We start from the raw sequence: 18,394 nt of genomic DNA, 5'->3' as shown, positions 1-18,394 counted from the left end.
GGAGATGTGCGGCGCCGCAGCGTCAAGCTGGGGGTAGGGGGCCCTTGCGATAAATCATCCGGGAAGCCAGCACAATCCTTTGCGCCGTCTTGAGATCCCGCTGAAAGAGCAATGCTTCCGCCGTGGTGAATAAGCGAGGCTCATACCAGCTCCTGAAAAAGAATGATCGTACAGAGGAACAGGGTCAGACAGAGAAAGCGAGCCGAAATATCATCCTGGTTCCTCTGTCTCACTCTGTTCCTCTGTACTCATGAGGTATTGTCTTCCTGATCTGGTATCTGGCCTCTGCGTGAGGACAGGCAGTCCGGTGGAATGATGACCGGCCATCCAGATTCGGATCACCGCGGGAGCACGGGCTGACGCCACGAAAAAACTCTGTTGACTCTGCTAACTCTGTGTGAGGCTTTCTTTTCCCTATTCCCTATTCCCTATTCCCTATTCCCTATTCCCTACTCCCTATTCCCTATTCCCTATTCCCTATTCCCTACTCCCTACCCCCCCAAGCACCCCCTCCATCACCGCCCACGTCTCCGCCGCGGCGCGCTCCCACGTGAACCGCCGCGCCCGGGCTCTTCCCTTCTCCACCAGTTCCTCCCGCAGTTCGGAACTCCCCGCCAGCCGCCGCATCGCCGCCGCGATGTCCGCGGGACGGTGCGGATCGCAGTAGAGCGCCGCGTCGCCGCAGACCTCGGGAATCGCCGCGGCGCTGGAGGCGATCACCGGGACCCCGGCCGCCATGGCCTCCAGCGGCGGCAGCCCGAACCCCTCGTACAGCGATGGAAAGACCAGCGCCTCGGCGTGCCGGTAGTACTGCCGCAGCAAGTCGTGCGGCACGCGCCCGGCGAAGACCACGCGCCCGCCTGCGTCGCGAGCCAGGCGCACCGCGCCGGGATCGCCGCTCACGAACCCCTCCGTCCGCCCCACGATCACCAGGTCGTGGGGAAGGGCGGCGGCCAGCGACGCATGGGCCCGCAGCAGCGCGGGGTAGTTCTTCTGCGGCTTTACGTCGCCCACGGCCAGAAAGTAGGGCCGGGGGTGCGGCCGCGGGCCCGGGGGGATGTGGAACCAGTCGGGGGCCACCCCCGAGCGCACCACGTGCAGCGCGGGATGGCGCCGCCCCGTGACCCGGGCCAGCTCGTCCGCGGTAAAGGCGGAGACGCAGAGGAGGGCGGCGGCGCGGCGCCCGATCTGCCGGATGGCCAGCCGCGCCGCCGCGCGCCGGTGCGCCCCCCACACCAGCTGTGTGCGGGTGGCGGGGAGCACGTCGTGGATGGTGACCACCATTTGCCCGCGGTACAGCAGCGGCGCGTTGTACTGCGGCGCCCAGAACAGCCCCGCGTCGCGGCTGATCCGGGCCGGAAGCTCCACCTGCTCCGCGACGGACACAATGCGCGAGGAAAGCCGCGTCACCCGCGCCGGGCGGCTCCACGCCTGGGCCCGGATGACGTCCGGATCTCCCAGGAGCTGGAAGTGGTGGCCGGCCGCCGCCTCCATGATCCGGGGCAGCAGCTGGTGCAGGTAGGTGCCGACGCCGGCCTGCGTGAGCTGCCGGCAGTCGATGGAAAGGGTCGCCATCCCGCTCAGGTAGCCCGCCCCGCGTGCGGATCGCAAGAGCTCAGAAGACATGCCTCACGCCAGATCCTGAAAAAGAATAAACGTACAGAGGAACAGAGTCAGACAGAGAACGCGAGCTGAAATATCATCCTGGTTCCTCTGTCTGGCTCTGTTCCTCTGTATCCATGAAGGTGTTGTTGTCCCGGATTCGGTATCGGGCCGCGGCGCGGAGAGGTGGAGAGAGAGAAGATGAACCTGTTTTCTCCGCGTCTCTGCGTGAGGCGTGCTGTTGGGGATGTGGCGAAAAGGTGTGCTTCTTGCCCCACCCGTGCCCGGGGACGAGGCGGGAGCGATCGAGGAGGGGACGATGTTCATCGACCGGATGTTCGGGAGAAGGGCGCGCGGGTGCGCCGCGGCGGGGCTGGCGTGCGTGCTGGCGGCGGGGTGCGCGGTGAACCCGGTGACGGGCAGGCGGCAGCTGGCGCTGGTCTCCGAGGCGCAGGAGATCCAGATGGGGCGGCAGGCCGCGCAGGAGGTGGGGCAGCAGCTGGGGCTGGTGGACAACCAGCCGCTGCAGGACTACGTGCAGCGCGTGGGCGAGCAGCTGGCCCGCGAGTCGGAGCGGCCCAACCTGCCCTGGACCTTCCGGGTGGTGGACGACGCCACGCCCAACGCGTTCGCCCTTCCCGGCGGCTTCATCTTCCTGACCCGGGGGATGATGGACCTGATGGACTCCGAGGCCGAGATGGCCGCGGTGCTGGGGCACGAGATCGGCCACGTGACGGCACGGCACTCGGTGACCCAGATCAGCCGCGGGCAGCTGGCCCAGCTGGGGCTGGGGGTGGGCAGCATCTTCTTTCCCGAGGCGGCGCAGACCTTCGGGGGCCTGGCGCAGACGGGAATGCAGCTGCTGTTCCTGAGCTACGGGCGCGACGCCGAGCGGCAGGCGGACGAGCTGGGCTTTCGCTACGCCCTGCGCGAGGGCTTCGAGATCCGCGAGATGGACGACATCTTCGCCACCCTCATGCGCATCGGGCAGGCGTCGGGGCGCAGCGAAATCCCGTCGTGGCTGGCGTCGCACCCGGCCGAGCCCGAGCGCATCCGCGCCGCGCAGGCCCGCGCCGACACCGTCACGCGCGGCCCGCTGAACACCGGGCGCGAGGCGTACCTGGCCCGCATCAACGGCATGGTGTACGGCGACGACCCGCGGCAGGGCTTTTTTCGCGGCGGCGTGTTCCTGCACCCCGAGATGCGTTTTCGCATCGGCTTTCCGCAGGGGTGGCGCACGCAGAACATGCCGCAGGCCGTCAACGCGCTGGCGCCGCAGCAGGACGCGGTGCTGCAGCTTACGCTGGCGCAGGGCGCCAACGCCGAGGACGCCGCGCGCCGCTTCCTGTCGCAGCAGGGGCTGCGCGCCGGGCAGGGCGGGCGGCAGAACGTGAACGGCAACCCGGCGGTGGTCTCGTACTTCCAGGCGCAGACGCAGCAGGGGATCCTGACCGGGATGGTGGCGTTCATCGAGCACAACGGCCGCACCTTCCAGGTGCTGGCGTACACGCCGTCGCAGGCGTTCAACCGCTACGAGCCCGCGTTTCGCCAGGTCATCGGCAGCTTTGACCAGGTCACCGACCCCGCCGTGCTGAACGTGCGCCCCAACCGCATCGACGTCGTGCGCACCACGCGGCAGATGACGCTCTCCGACTTCAACCGCCAGCACCCGTCGGTGATTCCGCTGCCGGAGCTGGCCATCCTGAACCAGGTGGAGGGCCCCACGTCCGTGCTCCCCGCCGGCCAGTGGAAGCGCGTCGTGGCCCAGTAATCCGCGAGCCCGGCAACAGAATTTCTCACGTAGAGGCAGCAGAGGAAGCAGAGAACGTCACTCCGCTTCCTCTGCTTCTTTCGTGTGATTCTGAAAAAGAATAATCGTACAGAGGAACAGAGTCAGACAGAGAAGGCGAGCTGAAATATCATCTTGGCCCTCTGTCTGACTCTGTTCCTCTGTACCTATCGAGGTGTTGTTTTTCCGGATTCGATATGAGCAGGAGACGGCTCGCTCAGCGGATCTGGATCCTGCGCGCCGTATCCACCCCCAGCGCCTCGTTGACCGGGCACACGCGCGTGATCGCCGTCTCCGTGATCAGCGCGCCGCTCAGCATCGCCAGCAGCCCGGGGAGCGTGCCGCCCCTGCCGCCCAGCTTTGCGTAGCCCAGCGCCAGGAGCGCCGGCCCCGCGACCACCCGCATCAGCCGGTCCGCCCCGCCCACGTTCTCCCTCATCGTCATTCCTCCTGGATGTCGATCCGCCTCTGCACGCTGTCCGTCAAGGCAGGTTGCGGACCGGCCCCGCGCCAGGGGTTCCGGGGATCAGAGCCGCTGCAGCACCACGAACCCGTTCGCGGGAAGCCGCAGCTCCAGCCGCGCGCCGTCCGAGGGGAGGGATGCGCCGTAGTTGCCCACGTCGCTTCCGCCGTACGCCGCCGAGTCGCTGTTGAAGATCTCGCGCCACATCCCCGCCGGCAGGCGCCCCCAGCCGGTCTGCAGGACGTAGCCGTTCAGGAACGGCTGGTTGTTCAGGCTGGCCACCACCAGCAGCTCGCTCTGCGCCTGCCGCCGGGTAAAGGCCAGCACGCGGGTGGGATCGTACGCGTGGATCACGTCGATCTCGTGCGAGCGGACGGCCGGGTGCGCGTGGCGCAGCGCGATGAGCTCGCGGTAGAAGCGGAACATGTTGGCCCCGGCCCCCGCCCGCTCGCCGTGCAGGTCTTCGCGGGCCTGGAGGATGTTGTCGTACTTGTAGAGGTTCTGCGCCACCACCTCTTCGCCCATGAAGAACATGGGCGTGCCGGCGGAAAGCAGCGAGAGCCCCGCCACCACCCGGCAGCGCGCCTCGGCGTACGCGCGCGTGGCGCCCGCCAGCGGCGCGTTCCCCACCGCCACCTTCGCCGTCCGCATGCTTCCGCCCGCGTTCCCCGCCTCGTCGTGCGACTCGTGGTACACCACCCTGCTGAACCGGCTGGCGTACAGCTCGGCCGCGAACCGGCCCATCGCCAGCGGACCGTCGCTCCCCGTGCCCGCCTGGCGCAGCAGCCGGGCGGCGTCCCACGGGGCGGCGTCGGCGTCGCCGATGAGGTTGTGGTAGAACGCGGCGAACCAGGTGGAGTCGAACCCCAGGCCGCCCGCGTCGGGCAGCTTCGTCACGGCGTCCCATCCCGTGTGGTCTTCGGCCATCAGCATCACCGAGGGGCGCACCATGCGCAGGGTGCGGCTCCACTCGCGCAGGAACTTCTGCCCGAACAGGTTGGCCGCGCCCACCCCGCTGCCGTCGGCGTGCAGCACGTTGTCGCGGTGGATGGCCTGGGTCAGGTCAACCCGCAGGCCGTCCACGTGAAACTCCTCCACGAACTCCGCCGCGCTGCTGGTGAACAGGTGCCGCACTGGCTCTTCCCGGAAGCGCGGCGTCCACCCGGTGGAGCCGTTGTCCACGTACCCGCCGTTGGGATCGGCGTAGCCGGCGCTGGCGCCCTGGTACCAGTAGTAGATGTTCTGCTCCGGCAGGGTCGAGTCGTACTGCCACTCCGCCCGCTCGGCGTTGGGGTCGAAATGGTTGTAGACCACGTCCTGGATGACGGCGATGCCGCGGCGGTGGCATTCGCGCACGAAGTGCTTGTACTTGTCGCGCCCGCCCGCGCTGGACTCGATGACGAAGTGGTGGGTGTCGCCGTACCCCCACCCCAGGTTACCGGAGAACTCCGAGATGGGCAGCAGCTCCACCGCGTTCACCCCCAGGTCAACCAGGTAGTCCAGGAACGCCATCGCGTCCGCCAGCGTCCCCGGGCCGGGGCCGCCGAACCCCAGCGAGCCGATGTGCAGCTCGTAGATGACCAGGTCCTCGACCCGCGTGGGAACGGGACGGCCGGGGGTGAACTCGCCGGCCCAGAAGTCGTCGTCGCTCATCAGCGCGGGCGGGGTGGCGGCGGGCTCGAACTCCTGGCGCACCACGTCCTGGTCGATGACCACGCTGCAGCTTACCCCGCCGTCCAGCACGTGGGGGTCGCCGTTCCAGGGGGCGCGCGCGGGGTCCACGTCTCCGCGCCCGATCTGCCAGCGCGAGTGAAGGTCGGTGCGGTAGACGGTCTGCCCCTGCGCGTTGCGGATGCGGAACATGTACGGCGCGCCGGTGAAGGCCGCGAAGTCCGCCACCGGGTCGCTCTCCCAGATCCCCTCCGCCCGCCGGTGCAAGGGGATGACGGGCATGGCGGGGTCGATCCCGCTCCCGTCGTCGGCCACGTACCCGTGCGTGGGGGCGGAGAAGACGACGTCGGCCGCGCCGGCGTTGGGCGCCCAGACGGCGAAGCGCAGGGCCGGCGCCTGGCCCTCCGCGTGGTGCTTCTGCGCGCCCAGCCACCGGCTGTAGGTAAGGTGAAAGCGCTCGTGCCGGCCCGCGGCGCCGTCCAGCGTGAACTCGCGGTACCGGCGCTGCTCGTCCGTGTGCGGGGTTTCGGTGGGGATCGCCCACACGCCGGCCCCCGCCGGGCCGTCCAGCGCCACGCCCCAGCGAAACACCTGCCCGATGCCCGACTCGTCCAGCTGCACCGTGGCCGTGAACGCGGGACAGCCGTCCTCGGCCGTGACCGCCTGCATGGGCCGGTCGGTCCAGTCGCCCGCGTAGCGGCCGTTCGCGTCCCAGCTTCCCCGGAGCCGCGCGTTGTGAAAGAGGGGCCGCTTGAGCCCGGTCAGGTAGGTAAAACGCACCTCGATCATGATCCTCTTTCTCCCTTGTCTCCGCCCAAAGCCGCCGATCTCCCCAATGATGCCTGGACCGCACTCTCTCCGCCATGGCGTGTAGCAGCCGGCGTGCGTGGACGAGGCTGCCAGACTCCGGTCCACCGCGGGCCGCGGCCTCAGAGCGTGTTCAAGAATCCGAGGCTGCGCATCCAGGCAGATCTACCAGCGCTGTCATTCCGAGGCCCGGCCACGCCGTAGCCTGCTTTCACACCAGAGGTTGCAGGGCCGAGGAATCTACTGTCGGATTGCTGGAGGGCAGACGCGGCAGCCCGTGCTGAACTCGCGGCTACGACACGGGCGGACAGGGCCAGTGCCGGAGCGGTACGATGGGGCACCAGCAGCAGACAGTAGATTTCTCAGTCGGCGCGCAGGATTTCGTGCGAGCCGACGGTGCGGTGTGGCGCCTCCTTCGAAATGACAGACCGGCGAGAGCGCAGGGATTCTTAAACACACTCTCATACCAGATCCTGGAAAAGAATGATCGTACAGAGGAACAGGGTCAGACAGAGAAAGCGAGTTGAAATATAATCCCGGTTCCTCTGTCCGGCTCTGTTCCTCTGTACCCATGGAGGTGTTGTTTTCCCGGATCCGGCATCACACCGTGCTGGTGCTCTGCGTCGGCGCCGGAACGCCGCGCGGCCGACGCGGGGCCGCGCCGGTTCTCCGGCGGAAGGTGAAGGATGCCCTTCCTCGTCGGCATCGGAGACGGGCTTCCCCCTTGCTGGCACGGGAGTGGATCAGCGGGCGGGCGCCGCCGGAAGGTGCTCGGCGATCCAGGCGTTGAACCGCTGTCCCGCGTCCAGGTGAAACGGAAAGCGGGTGATGACCGGCGCGGAGTCCTGCGTCCGCGCGGCCGGGGAGCCGTGCTCGCGCTCCTGGCGGGCGGAGGTCGTCAGGTGACGATACGGAACCGAGATGCGGTCGCCCGGCTGCAGCAGCATCAGCGTGGTGACGTACTGGTTGCCGCCGTGGGACGAGAATCCCCGCACCCGGTCCGTGCCGACCACCGTTTCGCCGGCGAGCAGCACCGTCACCGGCTCCCCGCGCGGAACGACGACGATGGGGATGGACCCCGCCGGCGAATCCGTCTGCCACGGCGAAAGGTTGAAGCGCCCCGGCGCGGCGGCCCGGAACTCGGCCGTCCAGACGGTGGTGCTGCCGCCGTTGCGGTGCAGCATCTCGGAGCTGTGGCTGCCCAGGTACTCCAGGTGCGCCGAGAGCGGGTTGGGGACGGAATCCACCTCCGCCGCGTCTTCCACCGGCGGGGCCCGCGTCTCCCCCGCCCCGGCGGAGGACCCGCGCCGTCCCACCGTGAACGTGTGGCCCGTGTAGTCGTTCACGACGAAGGGAAGGATGAGGGTATCGTCCAGGCACACGTCCTTGCCCTCGCGCCGGCGCCAGCACCCCCGCTCCCCCACCCGGATGGACGACGTGTGCTCCACGTGCGTGTAGAGCGGGTCGTGCGGCCGCGCGTGGTCGCGGTAGTCGTAGCGGTACCGGAGCTCGTAGTCGCCGCCGCGGCGCGGGCGGGCGTGCACCAGCCAGAAGGTGCCGCTTCGCTCCGCGAGCCCGCCGCGCAGCTCCGTGCGCACGATCTGAAAGCTCTCGCCGAACGCCTCGGCGAGCGCCTCGCGCAGCCGCGCCGTGTCGGGCGCGGCCTGCCGGGCATCCGCGTGCAGCGGAGCCGCGCAAAGCCAGAGCACCATGCCGAGCGCGCCGTTCAAAAGCCGCATCCATGCCTCCCCGAAGCAGGCAAATCCGTCCGTCGTGACCCTCCGCCGTCCGGCGGGATCGGGCTCACGGCGTACCCGGCGGTACCGGCCCCGGTTTCATGGATGATGGGGATGCGGATGATCGGGCGATCCCAACCCGGCACAAAGGTTGAACACCGCCGGCCGGTCCGGAGAATGCACCCTGTACGGCAAGGTGAGGATGGCGAAGGAGTTCAAGAAGGGCGACCACGTGGCGTGGGATACGCCGCAGGGCGAAACGCACGGCACCGTGGAGCGCAAGCTGACGTCGGAAACCCACGTCAAGGGCCACAAGGCCGCCGCCACGCCCGACGATCCGCAGTACCTGGTCAAGAGCGACAAGAGCGGCAAGGAAGCGGCGCACAGGCCCGACGAGCTGCGCCGCCGGTAGCGCGCGGGAGCCGCACGCTCCCGCCCGACCCCTTCGGACAAGGAGCGGAGACGATGAGGAGATGGGCTGGAGTTGCACGCCTGCCGTGGCTGGGGATGATGATCCTGGCCCTGGCCGCGTGCATGGGGCCGCGGGTGGCGGGTGCGGGCGGCGAGGGAGAGCCGCTGGCGGGCACCCGCTGGACGCTGGCGGAGCTGAACGGGCAGGCGCCGGTTCCCGGACTTGGGAACGCCACGCCTACGCTGGAGTTCGCGGCCGGCGAGGCGCGCGCCAGCGGCGACGGCGGCTGCAACCAGTTCAGCGGCCCGTACACGCAGGACGGCGCGGCGCTGCGCTTCGGACCGCTGGTCTCCACCCGCCGCGCGTGCGCGGACGAGGCCGCCAACCGCCAGGAGACGGCCTACCTGCGGGCGCTGGAATCCACCACGCGCTTTACCGCCACCGCCGAGATGCTGGTGCTGTACGCCGGCGACCAGGCCGTGGCGCAGCTGAGCAGGACCGCCGAATAGCAGCCTGACGCCTGCGGGCCTTGCTGTGATGAAGCCCTCCCCCGGCCACGTCGGAGGAGGGCTTCATCGCGGCAGCAGCACACCACCAGGGTGACCCGGTCTCCGGCGTGCGCTCATGGCAGGTCCCGCAAAAGGATCATCGTACAGAGGAACGGAGTCAGACAGAGAAAGCGAGTCGAGATATCATCCTGGCTCCTGTCTGACTCTGTTCCCCTGTACCGCCCGTCAGCAGGTGTATCCGTCGCACGATGCGTACAGGCAGGTGTTGCCGCCGCAGTCGCTTGGATTGCCGCCCACCGTTCCGCCCGTACCCGTCCCGGTGCCGGTGCATCCGCCGCCGCAGCTGGCGATCTCGTACGTCTGGTAGCCGCACCAGGGATTCTCCCACGTCTGGCACTCGGCGTTGTACGTGGCGCCCGCGCCTCGAACGGTGCCGCGCTCCTCCGGCCGCGCGGCCGTATCGAACGTCTCTACCTGCAGGCGCTCCAGGTTCAGCTTCAGCTTGCGCATGGGTCCCTTTCTCCAAAGGCGGCTGGCGACGAGGCGGCGATCCGTCCCCGAAGACATACATTCAGACAATAATGATACAAACGCTGAAGGAGCAGGTCCAGCTTGATCCCGATGCCACGTACGCAGATCCTTCTTCTCCATAACGAAAGCCACCGAGCGTGGCATTAACGAACGCGTGAGGCGTGGATCGTAAAACTCCGTCTGCCTTAGCCACGGCAATCCGGTTGGCTGCAGCTTGGGCCAACATTACAAGAGTCTCACTCATGAGCGCTCGCATGACATTGCAAATGAACGGATTGGCTCCCGCACCGATAACACTGCCCCTTGAACGGTGCCGGAGCAAGCGGTCGGCACCTGTTCCGCAAACGGACCAGGCCCTTTCCGGCGACCACCAGAAAGGGCCCTGCGCACGGCGGGGATCACGCACCCTGCTCCCCGGCGGCTCGGGCGTGCGGGTAGATCGCCAGAAAGAACAGGTAGAGCAGGTTGAACTTGCGGGCGAGCTCCGAGGTCCCGGCCGCCAGCTCCAGCGGGCTCGGGACGCGGCCGTACGCACTGCCGAACGCGCGCGTCACGGCCAGCAGGCTCGCCGCCGGGCCGATCTCCTCCGCCTGCACCCCGCTCTCCCTTTGTTGGGCGATGAGCCCGGGGAGCGACGCGGCCCAGGACTCCAGCAGCGCCCGCCCCTCCGGCGGCAGGACGACCACGCCGGCATCGAAGATCCCCGGCCCGTCATCGGTCCACTCGATGGCGATCCCGGAGCCCCCGCCCGCCGGAAGATCCAGCATCCCGGCCAGGTCGGCCACCGCCGCGTCGAACGCTTGCGGGTCGCGGAAATCGGCCCATGGGCCCTCCGCCATCCAGCCGGGCAGCTCGCCTGGGCCGATCACCACCGGCAGCACGCGATCCCGGGACGGACCGGCGGACGCCAGCTCCTTCATCCAGGGAGAGCGGAGGGAATCGCCCGACACGATGGCGAGCGACCCGCGGGCCCCCGCCGCGACCGCCGCACGCACGCGGACCGCGAGCGGGTCGCCGGCCCAACGTCCGCCCGCGTCCAGCCAGACCACGGCGCCCAGGGCCGCGACGCGAGCCGCAAGCCCGCGCGCGAACTTCCTGTCCGCTGGATGATGGAGAAGCAAGACAGCATCCACGATTGTCCTTTCGGGATAGCTCACTACAAGACGATTCATTAGTAGGAGCAGGCACGATCCGGCGCAAGCACCCGAATTTTTTTCTCCAATCAACCGGTCCGGCGCGGGCAACCGCGAAAAGGCCCTCCCCCGGACCGCGCCGGGAGAGGGTCTCGAGTACGTCTGGACGAACGAGCGGAGTCTGCCCTTCGCCTCGTTGCGCCGCTCCGCCTGAGACGCGGCCTGCGCGCGCGCTCGGGGGACGGCGGCGGCGAAGGCGTCCCCGGCCGCCGGCGCCGGGCGAGCCGCACGCGTCAACGGCTCATCCGCGGAACGCGTCAGGGCCAGAGTCATGGCGGCCGAACCGGGCCTGCACCTCCACCCGCAACGACGCGCCGGCTCCGTGGGTTTCCATCTCGTTCAACCGAAGCCCTCCCCCGGCCGCGCCGGGGGAGGGCTCGTCGTCGTGGCCATGGGCCTGGACGGCGTCAGCTGATCCTGATGTCGATCTGAGCCTGGTCGCCGCTGTTGTCGATGTGCACGGCAACCCCCGTGGCGGACTCGCCGGAGTAGCTGTGGCCCGACTCGGTGATGAACACCGCGTTGCCGCCGATCACCTGCAGCGTGAAGTGCGAGGACACGAAGAAACAGGTGCCGCTGTCCTTGGCCTCGATGTACTGGCCGACGCCGGACGGAAGCGTCTGCCCCGGCGGAATGGTGAGATTGTTGAAGTACGACGGATTCGAACCGCCCTCCCCGCTGTCGTACATGCACTCGACGTCGTTGATCAGCGTGGTCACCGGCGTCGACTTGTTGTTGGTGACCCGCATGTAAGCGCCAAAACCCATGGTGTCGCTCCCTATGGTTGAAGTTGAAACTGCGTGAAAGAAGAAGGAGAGGCTCGCCCACGGCGTGACGCGCGGTCCGGGCCGCCATGCGGCGGCCCCGTTCCCCGCCCTACTCGGATTGCGCGGCCTCGGCCGAGCTGCCGTCGAACAGGGTGATGAGGATGGTGGCCGGCGAGCCGCCGTTGTTGAAGCTCATTGAGATCCCGGGGGCAGAGGAGATGATGTAGTTGCCTTGTAGCTCCTGTACCCGCACGACGCTGCCTCCCTTCACTCCCAGGTCGAAGAGCGACGAAGCGGTGGCGCAGGTCCCGCTTCTCTTGGTTTCGATGTACTGCGGGCCGCCCGGGGGGAACGAGCCTCCCGGCGCGATGACGGCATCATTGAAGATCGACAGATTCGATCCTTCCTCCCCGTGGTCGTAGTAGCACGTTACGTTCGCGATCGTGGTGGTGGCCGGGGTGGACCTGAGGTTCTTGATCCTCATGTAAGCGCCAAAACCCATGGTGTCGCTCCCTATGGTTGAAACTGCGTGAAAGAAGAAGGATGAGGCTCGCCCACCGCGCGACGCGCGGTCCGGGGCCGCCATGCGGCGGCCCCGTTTTCCGCCCTGCTCGGACTGCGCGGCCTCGGCCGAGCCGACGTCAGTGCAGGGTGATCGTGATCTTGGCCTGCGGATCGGTGTTTTGGACGTTGGGCGAGATCCCGGGGGCCGAGCGGACGATGTACTCGTGCTGCCCCTCCTGCACCTGCACAACGCTGCCGCCCTTCACCCCCAGGTCGAAGAACGAGGAAGCGATGGCGCAGGTCCCGCTTCCCTTGGCCTCGATGTACTGCGGGCCGCCCGGGGGGAACGTGCCTCCCGGCGCGATGACGGCACCATCGAAGATCGACGGATTCGATCCTTCTTCCCCATGGTCGTAGAAGCAGTGCACCTCCCCGAGCGTCATGGTGGCCGGGGTGGACATCGTGTTCTTGATGCTCATGTAAGCGCCGTATGCCATGGTGGTTCTCCCTGTGTTCGTGACTGGTTGCCTGCATGGATGAGGTACTTCGCCGTAAGAGCGGTGCCCGTGAAGCCGCGTGTGTTCAAAGGGGTGGCGGGCGTGTTTCCTTTCTCCCGTCCGGGTGGTGGGTGGTGAGCGGGCGTCCTGGAGCCCGGCTGGTAAGGCGCGGCGGTTCGCCGGCCGTGACGCGACAAGAATGCGCCGCCGGGCTCAACCTGTTTCTCCGTGCCTCTCAACCTGGCTCTCAACCACCCCTGAACCCCCGCCAATCGTGCGTACTCCGCCATTCCTTAGCGGAAAATGAGGGTCCAATCCGCCCGATGTGGCTCGCCGGAGCAGGGTACAGGGAAGAAGCCCGCCCCCGGCTGGCGGCGGGAGAGGGCTTCTCGTCTTTGGGTCACGCGATCAGAACTGAAGATCCAGGTCCAGGAACGACACTCCCCGCCCGGCTGCCCCCGCGGCAAGGAAGACCGCCTGTGTCACACAGGGCCCAGCAGAGTCAACAGAGCCACGCTCTTCTTCCTGCACTGCCGGCTTCCGCGGGAAGCCTGTTCCGGCTCGTGCAGGCACGTACCGGGAAACCGACTCCCTCCCCCGGCCGGGCCGAGGGACGGGCACGCCGGAACGAGCCAGCAGCCGGTCCTGCCGCACGCGGTCTCCGCACGAAAAATGCACCCATCAGGACGGTGCGAAATTCATCTCTCGATCCGGAGGGGGTAACATGGCGGACCCGAAGACCGGGCAGGCGGGTGGTACCGGAGGCGGCAAATCCGGCGGCGGAGGCAGCGGCGGGGGTGGAGACCCGGGCTGGCCGAGCAAAGTACCCGACAAGGAATCTGGCGGCGGCCGAAAGAATGGACCGCCCAAGAAGCGAGTGCGGTGATCTACACCCCTGCGGGTGATTTCTCGCCGCGGTGCGCAAAGCCCTCCCCCGAACGCATCGGGAGAGGGCTTTGTGCCGTGCGCGCCGGACGGGGAGAGATCAGTCGGCGCTCGCCGCCGTCTCTTCCGCGGCCTCAGGTGTCGTGGCCTCCGGCTCGGCCGGCACGGGCGGCTGGTCGTTGAATCGTTCCCTACCGCGGGCACGCCCCAGGCGCGCGGCACTGTGCACGCCCATGCTTCGCTGTATTGGGAAGACTGCTACGAATCGGAAACGTGCGACGGCGCAGGGTGGCCGTGCGGGGCCACGGAGCAGAGCTGCGGCGGCACCTGCTACGAGTACACCTGCCATCCCGGCTGCGGCGGAACCGGCGGCGGCGGTGGCAACAGCCACGCGAACCCGGACTCTCCCTGCACCTCTACCTGCAACGACCAGGGCTGATCCCGTCGCGGAGGACACGAGATCTCATACCAGATCCTGAAAAAGAATAATCGTACAGCGGAACAGAGTCAGACAGAGAAAGCGAGTTGAGATATCATCTTGGGTCCTCTGTCTGACTCTGTTCCTCTGTACCCATAAAGGTGTTGTTTTCCCGGATCCGGTATCACACAGAGGCGCGGAGGAGAGCTTCCTCCGCGCCTCTGTGTGATATGAGACCTGTTCTTTCTTTGCCCTGATCCCCGGACGGGCCTCCCCCGATCGCATCGGGAGAGGCTCCGTCGCGGTGCAGGCGCTCGGACAGCGTCAGTCCGCGCTCGCGGCGGGTTCCTCCGCCACCGGTTCGGCGGACGTGGCGGACGCTTCGGACGAGGGCTCGGCGGAAGCAGGCTCTGGATCGGTGGCATCCGTGGCCGGCGCCGGATCCGCCGGCTCCTGGGCGGCGGGCTCCGCTGCGCTCTCGGCGGGCGATGCGGACACCGGCGCCGCATCCAGCCCCGTCTCCATCAAACCGGCGACGAGCTGGGTAAAGCGCACGGGGTCGTGCGGCTCGCTGCCCTCGGCCAGCAGCGACCACCCCAGCAGGAGCTCCGCGTAGTCGCCCACGGTGGCGTCGTTGGGATTGGCGTCGAAGCGGCGGCGAAGGCCCTGCACCAGCGCGTGGCCGGCGTTCAGCTCCAGGATGCGGCGCTGGCGGACGCCGTCGCGGCCCTGCGACAGCAGGCGCTCCAGCTGCGGCGAGTAGTCGTGCTCCGCCACCACCAGCACGGCGGGCGACTTCGTCAGGCGGCCGGAGAGGCGCACCTCCTTGACCCACGTCTCCAGGCGCTTCTGCAGCGCGCCAAGGAAGGGCTCGAACTCCTTCTTCTTTTCGTCGGCGGAGTCCTTCTTTTCGCCCTCCTCCAGCTCCACCGCGCCCTTGCCGGCCGAGCGCAGCTTCTTCCCCTCGAACTCCGTCACCGACTGCACCACCAGCTCGTCCACCGGGTCGACCAGGTACAGCACCTCCCAGCCGCGGTCGCGGAACGCCTCGAGCGCGGGCGAGTTCTCGATCTGCTCGCGGGACGAGCCCGTGAGGTACCAGATGTCGGCCTGCCCCTCGGGCATGCGCTCCACGTACTCCTTGAGCGTGCCCAGCGCCTCCGCCTCGCGCGACGAGCCGAACAGCAGCAGGTTCAGCAGCGCGTCGCGGTTCTCGAAGTCGCTGTCGACCCCTTCCTTGACCGCCCGCCCCAGCTCGCGCCAGAACGTCTCGTACTTCGCGCGGTCGCTCTCCAGCAGCTTCTTGAGGGTGTCGAGCACCTTCTTGGTGAGCGCGCGGCGGATCTGGCGGACATGGCGGTCGCTCTGCAGCATCTCGCGCGACACGTTCAGCGGCAGGTCCGGGCTGTCCACCGCGCCGCGCACCCAGCGCATCCACCGCGGCAGCAGCTCTTCGCTGTTCTCGCGCACCAGCATGCGCTTTACGTACAGGCGCAGGCTGGGCTTGAAGCCGGGGTAGTACAGGTCCATCGCCCCCTTGGAGGGAACGAAGAGCACCGCCTGGTACTCCACCAGCCCCTCGGCGCGGGTGTGGATGGTCTCCAGCGGCTCCGACCAGTCGTGCGAGATCTGCTTGTAGAAGTCCGCGTACTCCTCCTTGGTCACCTCCGAGGGCGGCCGCGCCCATATGGGTTTCATGGAGTTGAGCGGCTTTTCCGGCTGCGGCGTCTCGCCCTCCGGCGCCTCTTCCGGCTTTTCCGCCGGCAGGATGATGGGATAGGTGATGAAGTCCGCGTGCTGCCGCACGATGCGCCCCAGCACCCAGCGGTCGGTGTAGTCCTCGATGCCGTTCTCGCTGTCCACCGGCTTCAGGTGCAGCGTGATGGTGGTCCCCGGCCGGTCGCGCTCCGCCTCCGTCACGGTGAACGATCCGCCGCCGGACGATTCCCAGCGCACGGCCCCGTCCGTCCCCGCCTTGCGGGTGACCAGCTCCACGCGGTCCGCCACCATGAACGACGAGTAGAAGCCCACGCCAAACTGGCCGATGAGCTGCTCGGCGCCCTCGGCGGCCTTTTCCTTGAGCTGCGCCAGCGCCTCGCGCGTCCCCGACCGGGCGATGGTGCCGATGTTCTGCACCACCTCGTCGCGCGTCATCCCGATGCCGTCGTCCTCGATGGTGAGGGTGCGGTTCTCCTTGTCGGGGACCAGGCGGATCCTGGGCTCGTGCCCCTCCGGAAGGAGATCGGGGTTGGTGAGCGCCTCGAACCGCAGCCGGTCGGTGGCGTCGGACGCGTTGGAGACCAGCTCGCGAAGGAAGATTTCCTTGTCGGTGTAGAGCGAGTGGATCACCAGGTCGAGGAGCCGCTGCACCTCGGCCTGAAAGGCGAACTGCTGCGCCTGCTCAGCCACGCTAAACCTCCTGTTGCTGTCTTGATGATGTGTGTGTCGATGGCAACCGACGCTCCGCGGCGCCGCGTGCGCCCGCGGGAGCCGGAAAATCTAGTGAATCCGCCGTGGGGGCAACAAGTGGCGGATGGGGGTGGATTCCCTCCGGCTCCGATGGGCTCCGATGGTGGGGCGATCGTGATTCGAGGAGAGTCTTCGATCACGGGAGTGGTCCCATCGGCCAGAGGCGAGTGAGCCAGCCGCCCCGATTGCGCTGTTTCCAGTCCAAGTCAGCTTCCCTGGTCGTTGCGCGGATCAGGCCCGCGCAGGCCGGGTGCGATCCATCCCGTGCGGCCCCTGCATCCTTGTGCGTCCTCAAGCGATAACAGACGAACGCAACGCGATGTCGATCCACCGCACACCTGTCCATCCTCCCGCACAAGAAGCTTGATTATCCTTAACGGACGATATACGATGCAAATGCAAGCCGCCCGGCGGCCCGATCCCATCGGTCCCGCCGGGCGGACCCGCCGCTACACCCGACGGCGGGAGACACGCATCTTCTCTCACGCAGAGGTCAGCAATGATCCATCGCATCCGCACCTTCTCGCGCCGTTCGCTGGCGGCCATGGCCGCGGCCGTCCTGCTGGCGGGCGGCGCGACGGCGTCCGCCGCATCGGCCGCGACGTCCTCGCAGGCCGAAGCGTCCAGCGGGGAGACCAACTACATCTACTACTCGGACGCCTCTCTCAGCGTGGTGGTGGGCCATGCCACCGAAGGCTGCGGAGAACCCTGGACGCTGCAGTGGGGGACCGTTACCTCGCACGTGCGCATCAAGGTGCTGGAGTGCCGCATCTGAGCCGTCGGTCCCGGCCGTGACGACCGCCTGACTCGAAGAGATGCAAACCGGAAGGCCCGGTCCCGCACACGCGGACCGGGCCTTCCTTCATCCGCAGACCGGCCGGTCGATCACGGGTTGCGGAGGATGCTCCGCACCGCGTCGTCCAGGCTCATCTCCAGCACCTCCTCGCGCTCGTCCCAGCCCTTCTGCGGATCGACGTCGTCCCTGGAAACGACCCGGAGCGGGGGAAGCGCCGTTCCATGGCAGTGAACGTCCAGAAGCCAGCCCTCCGCCGCCGTGCGGACGATTTCGAACTCCGTGTTCGGCCACGGCATCCCGTCATCCGAGGGAAACACGTCCGGCCCCTTGATGAAGAGGACGCGTCCCTCCCCCACGTCGAAGACGTACCCCGTCCCTTCATCCTCCAGCGCCTCGATCTCGACCACGGCCTCGGCGCGCACGCGCTTTACGACCACGCGCCCATCCTCGAGGATTCGCGCGCGATCACGCTCCGTCCGCGCCGCGTGCGCCTCGCGCGCGGCCTGGGTCGCGTGATTCCGCCGCTGCCGGGCAGCTGCTCGAGCGGTGGAAACCAGGTGATACCCGGCGATCCCGGCACCCAGCACCAGCACGCCCGCGTATCCGCCGATGGACCGTTCACCCCGCAGCCAGAGCACCACGGGCACGAGCAGCCAGACGGCGGCCATCAGCCACCCCTCGCGCGAAACGAGGGGCCGCGGCCTGAGCGCCGGCGGCTGCATCGTGGCGCGGAGCGGTGCCCGCTCCTCCGCGCTCATCTCCCGTACGGATTCCTGGATCATGTGCCGGCGTGTGCAACGGATTCGCGTGAAGCCGGGCGCCTCTGCGGCGTCTGTCCCGCTCGGGAAGATCGACGAGGGGCTGGTCCCGCGGCATGGAGCCGGCGCCGCCTCGCCGGAGAGCAGGTCCTTCGGTCGCGCGCAGGCGATTGTATGGAATCGGGTTACACGTGGTGCGCTCCCTCAGGAAGTCATCGCTTCTTCGTGAGTTTGGGGGGTTGGCAACACCCCTGAGAGGGTGTTGCTAAACCTCGCCCTGCGATTGACTTTCTGAGGGAGGCGCCGCCCCGCAGCTCGCTTGTACACTGCACCATGGCGCCGGCCGAAGGACCTCGCCGGCAGAACGACGGGGCTGGTCCCGTGCCCTGATCTGGCCCCTGCGCCACCGAGACGAGGTCCTTCGGTCGCGCGCAGGCGATTGTGTGGAATCGGGTTACACGTGGTGCGCTCCTCAGGAAGTCATCGCTTCTTCGTGAGTTTGGGGGGTTGGCAACACCCCTGAGAGGGTGTTGCTAAACCTCGCCCTGCGATTGACTTTCTGAGGGAGGCGCCGCCCCGCAGCTCGC

15 protein-coding genes are annotated in these 18,394 nt (G+C 68.1%); 4 read left to right on the top strand and 11 right to left on the bottom strand.

What is annotated here, in order from left to right:
- Window positions 1–477: 477 nt before the first annotated feature.
- Window positions 478–1,611 (bottom strand): glycosyltransferase family 1 protein, encoded by a 1,134-nt coding sequence (locus VGC13_RS32260; RefSeq protein ID WP_331129476.1) that lies wholly within the window; start codon window positions 1,609–1,611, stop codon window positions 478–480.
- A 310-nt stretch (window positions 1,612–1,921) separates the two neighbouring features.
- Between VGC13_RS32260 and VGC13_RS32255 the strand changes: the two genes are divergently transcribed.
- Window positions 1,922–3,373, top strand: a complete 1,452-nt coding sequence (locus VGC13_RS32255; protein ID WP_331129475.1) for a M48 family metalloprotease — start codon at window positions 1,922–1,924, stop codon at window positions 3,371–3,373.
- Window positions 3,374–3,608: 235 nt separating this feature from the next.
- On the opposite strand, the gene VGC13_RS32250 is transcribed toward VGC13_RS32255, so the two are convergent.
- The 3 genes from VGC13_RS32250 to VGC13_RS32240 all read right to left on the bottom strand — a co-directional run bounded on the left by VGC13_RS32250 (window position 3,609) and on the right by VGC13_RS32240 (window position 8,071).
- On the bottom strand, window positions 3,609–3,830 hold the full coding sequence (locus VGC13_RS32250) for a DUF2892 domain-containing protein (protein ID WP_331129474.1): 222 nt from the start codon (window positions 3,828–3,830) through the stop codon (window positions 3,609–3,611).
- Between the two features lie 87 nt (window positions 3,831–3,917).
- The gene (locus VGC13_RS32245) at window positions 3,918–6,314 is read right to left on the bottom strand and encodes an alpha-amylase family glycosyl hydrolase (RefSeq protein WP_331129473.1); all 2,397 of its coding nucleotides are present in this window, start codon (window positions 6,312–6,314) and stop codon (window positions 3,918–3,920) included.
- Between the two features lie 761 nt (window positions 6,315–7,075).
- Window positions 7,076–8,071 (bottom strand): hypothetical protein, encoded by a 996-nt coding sequence (locus VGC13_RS32240; protein WP_331129472.1) that lies wholly within the window; start codon window positions 8,069–8,071, stop codon window positions 7,076–7,078.
- Between the two features lie 199 nt (window positions 8,072–8,270).
- Here VGC13_RS32240 and VGC13_RS32235 point away from each other — a divergent pair, with 199 nt between their 5' ends.
- Both VGC13_RS32235 and VGC13_RS32230 read left to right on the top strand, forming a co-directional pair.
- A complete protein-coding gene (locus tag VGC13_RS32235) occupies window positions 8,271–8,480 on the top strand; it encodes a DUF2945 domain-containing protein (protein ID WP_331129471.1) in 210 nt (69 codons plus the stop codon).
- Window positions 8,481–8,533: 53 nt separating this feature from the next.
- The gene (locus VGC13_RS32230; protein WP_331129470.1) at window positions 8,534–8,989 is read left to right on the top strand and encodes an META domain-containing protein; all 456 of its coding nucleotides are present in this window, start codon (window positions 8,534–8,536) and stop codon (window positions 8,987–8,989) included.
- A gap of 225 nt (window positions 8,990–9,214) precedes the next feature.
- Here the strand turns inward: VGC13_RS32230 and VGC13_RS32225 are convergent, their stop codons facing one another.
- From VGC13_RS32225 to htpG, 6 genes are all read right to left on the bottom strand, one after another.
- A complete protein-coding gene (locus VGC13_RS32225) occupies window positions 9,215–9,499 on the bottom strand; it encodes a hypothetical protein (RefSeq protein WP_331129469.1) in 285 nt (94 codons plus the stop codon).
- Window positions 9,500–9,918: 419 nt separating this feature from the next.
- The gene (locus tag VGC13_RS32220; protein WP_331129468.1) at window positions 9,919–10,692 is read right to left on the bottom strand and encodes a toll/interleukin-1 receptor domain-containing protein; all 774 of its coding nucleotides are present in this window, start codon (window positions 10,690–10,692) and stop codon (window positions 9,919–9,921) included.
- A 428-nt stretch (window positions 10,693–11,120) separates the two neighbouring features.
- Complete coding sequence (locus VGC13_RS32215; protein WP_331129467.1) at window positions 11,121–11,480, bottom strand: hypothetical protein; 360 nt, start codon at window positions 11,478–11,480, stop codon at window positions 11,121–11,123.
- Between the two features lie 109 nt (window positions 11,481–11,589).
- The gene (locus tag VGC13_RS32210; RefSeq protein WP_331129466.1) at window positions 11,590–11,964 is read right to left on the bottom strand and encodes a hypothetical protein; all 375 of its coding nucleotides are present in this window, start codon (window positions 11,962–11,964) and stop codon (window positions 11,590–11,592) included.
- 157 nt (window positions 11,965–12,121) lie between these two features.
- Window positions 12,122–12,481 carry a hypothetical protein gene (locus tag VGC13_RS32205; protein WP_331129465.1) on the bottom strand — a complete coding sequence of 120 codons (360 nt, stop codon included), beginning with the start codon at window positions 12,479–12,481 and terminating at the stop codon, window positions 12,122–12,124.
- 1,627 nt (window positions 12,482–14,108) lie between these two features.
- Window positions 14,109–16,193 carry a molecular chaperone HtpG gene (htpG, locus tag VGC13_RS32200; RefSeq protein ID WP_331129464.1) on the bottom strand — a complete coding sequence of 695 codons (2,085 nt, stop codon included), beginning with the start codon at window positions 16,191–16,193 and terminating at the stop codon, window positions 14,109–14,111.
- 559 nt (window positions 16,194–16,752) lie between these two features.
- On the opposite strand from htpG, the gene VGC13_RS32195 reads away from it, so the two are divergent.
- Window positions 16,753–17,028 carry a DUF6289 family protein gene (locus VGC13_RS32195; RefSeq protein WP_331129463.1) on the top strand — a complete coding sequence of 92 codons (276 nt, stop codon included), beginning with the start codon at window positions 16,753–16,755 and terminating at the stop codon, window positions 17,026–17,028.
- 110 nt (window positions 17,029–17,138) lie between these two features.
- On the opposite strand, the gene VGC13_RS32190 is transcribed toward VGC13_RS32195, so the two are convergent.
- Window positions 17,139–17,831 carry a hypothetical protein gene (locus VGC13_RS32190; protein WP_331129462.1) on the bottom strand — a complete coding sequence of 231 codons (693 nt, stop codon included), beginning with the start codon at window positions 17,829–17,831 and terminating at the stop codon, window positions 17,139–17,141.
- Window positions 17,832–18,394 lie beyond the last annotated feature (563 nt).

The organism is Longimicrobium sp., assembly GCF_036399255.1.
In the GTDB taxonomy this organism is placed as follows: Bacteria; Gemmatimonadota; Gemmatimonadetes; order Longimicrobiales; family Longimicrobiaceae; genus Longimicrobium.
This window is presented reverse-complemented; position numbering and strand designations above follow the sequence as displayed.

What these genes read in the sequence shown, in the direction of transcription:
- VGC13_RS32255 (WP_331129475.1), top strand. Translation starts at nt 1,922, where the DNA reads ATGTTCATCGACCGGATGTTCGGGAGAAGGGCGCGCGGGTGCGCCGCG.
- VGC13_RS32250 (WP_331129474.1), bottom strand. Translation starts at nt 3,830, where the DNA reads ATGAGGGAGAACGTGGGCGGGGCGGACCGGCTGATGCGGGTGGTCGCG.
- VGC13_RS32245 (WP_331129473.1), bottom strand. Translation starts at nt 6,314, where the DNA reads ATGATCGAGGTGCGTTTTACCTACCTGACCGGGCTCAAGCGGCCCCTC.
- VGC13_RS32240 (WP_331129472.1), bottom strand. Translation starts at nt 8,071, where the DNA reads ATGCGGCTTTTGAACGGCGCGCTCGGCATGGTGCTCTGGCTTTGCGCG.
- VGC13_RS32235 (WP_331129471.1), top strand. Translation starts at nt 8,271, where the DNA reads ATGGCGAAGGAGTTCAAGAAGGGCGACCACGTGGCGTGGGATACGCCG.
- VGC13_RS32230 (WP_331129470.1), top strand. Translation starts at nt 8,534, where the DNA reads ATGAGGAGATGGGCTGGAGTTGCACGCCTGCCGTGGCTGGGGATGATG.
- VGC13_RS32225 (WP_331129469.1), bottom strand. Translation starts at nt 9,499, where the DNA reads ATGCGCAAGCTGAAGCTGAACCTGGAGCGCCTGCAGGTAGAGACGTTC.
- VGC13_RS32220 (WP_331129468.1), bottom strand. Translation starts at nt 10,692, where the DNA reads ATGAATCGTCTTGTAGTGAGCTATCCCGAAAGGACAATCGTGGATGCT.
- VGC13_RS32215 (WP_331129467.1), bottom strand. Translation starts at nt 11,480, where the DNA reads ATGGGTTTTGGCGCTTACATGCGGGTCACCAACAACAAGTCGACGCCG.
- VGC13_RS32210 (WP_331129466.1), bottom strand. Translation starts at nt 11,964, where the DNA reads ATGAGGATCAAGAACCTCAGGTCCACCCCGGCCACCACCACGATCGCG.
- VGC13_RS32205 (WP_331129465.1), bottom strand. Translation starts at nt 12,481, where the DNA reads ATGGCATACGGCGCTTACATGAGCATCAAGAACACGATGTCCACCCCG.
- VGC13_RS32195 (WP_331129463.1), top strand. Translation starts at nt 16,753, where the DNA reads ATGATCCATCGCATCCGCACCTTCTCGCGCCGTTCGCTGGCGGCCATG.
- VGC13_RS32190 (WP_331129462.1), bottom strand. Translation starts at nt 17,831, where the DNA reads ATGATCCAGGAATCCGTACGGGAGATGAGCGCGGAGGAGCGGGCACCG.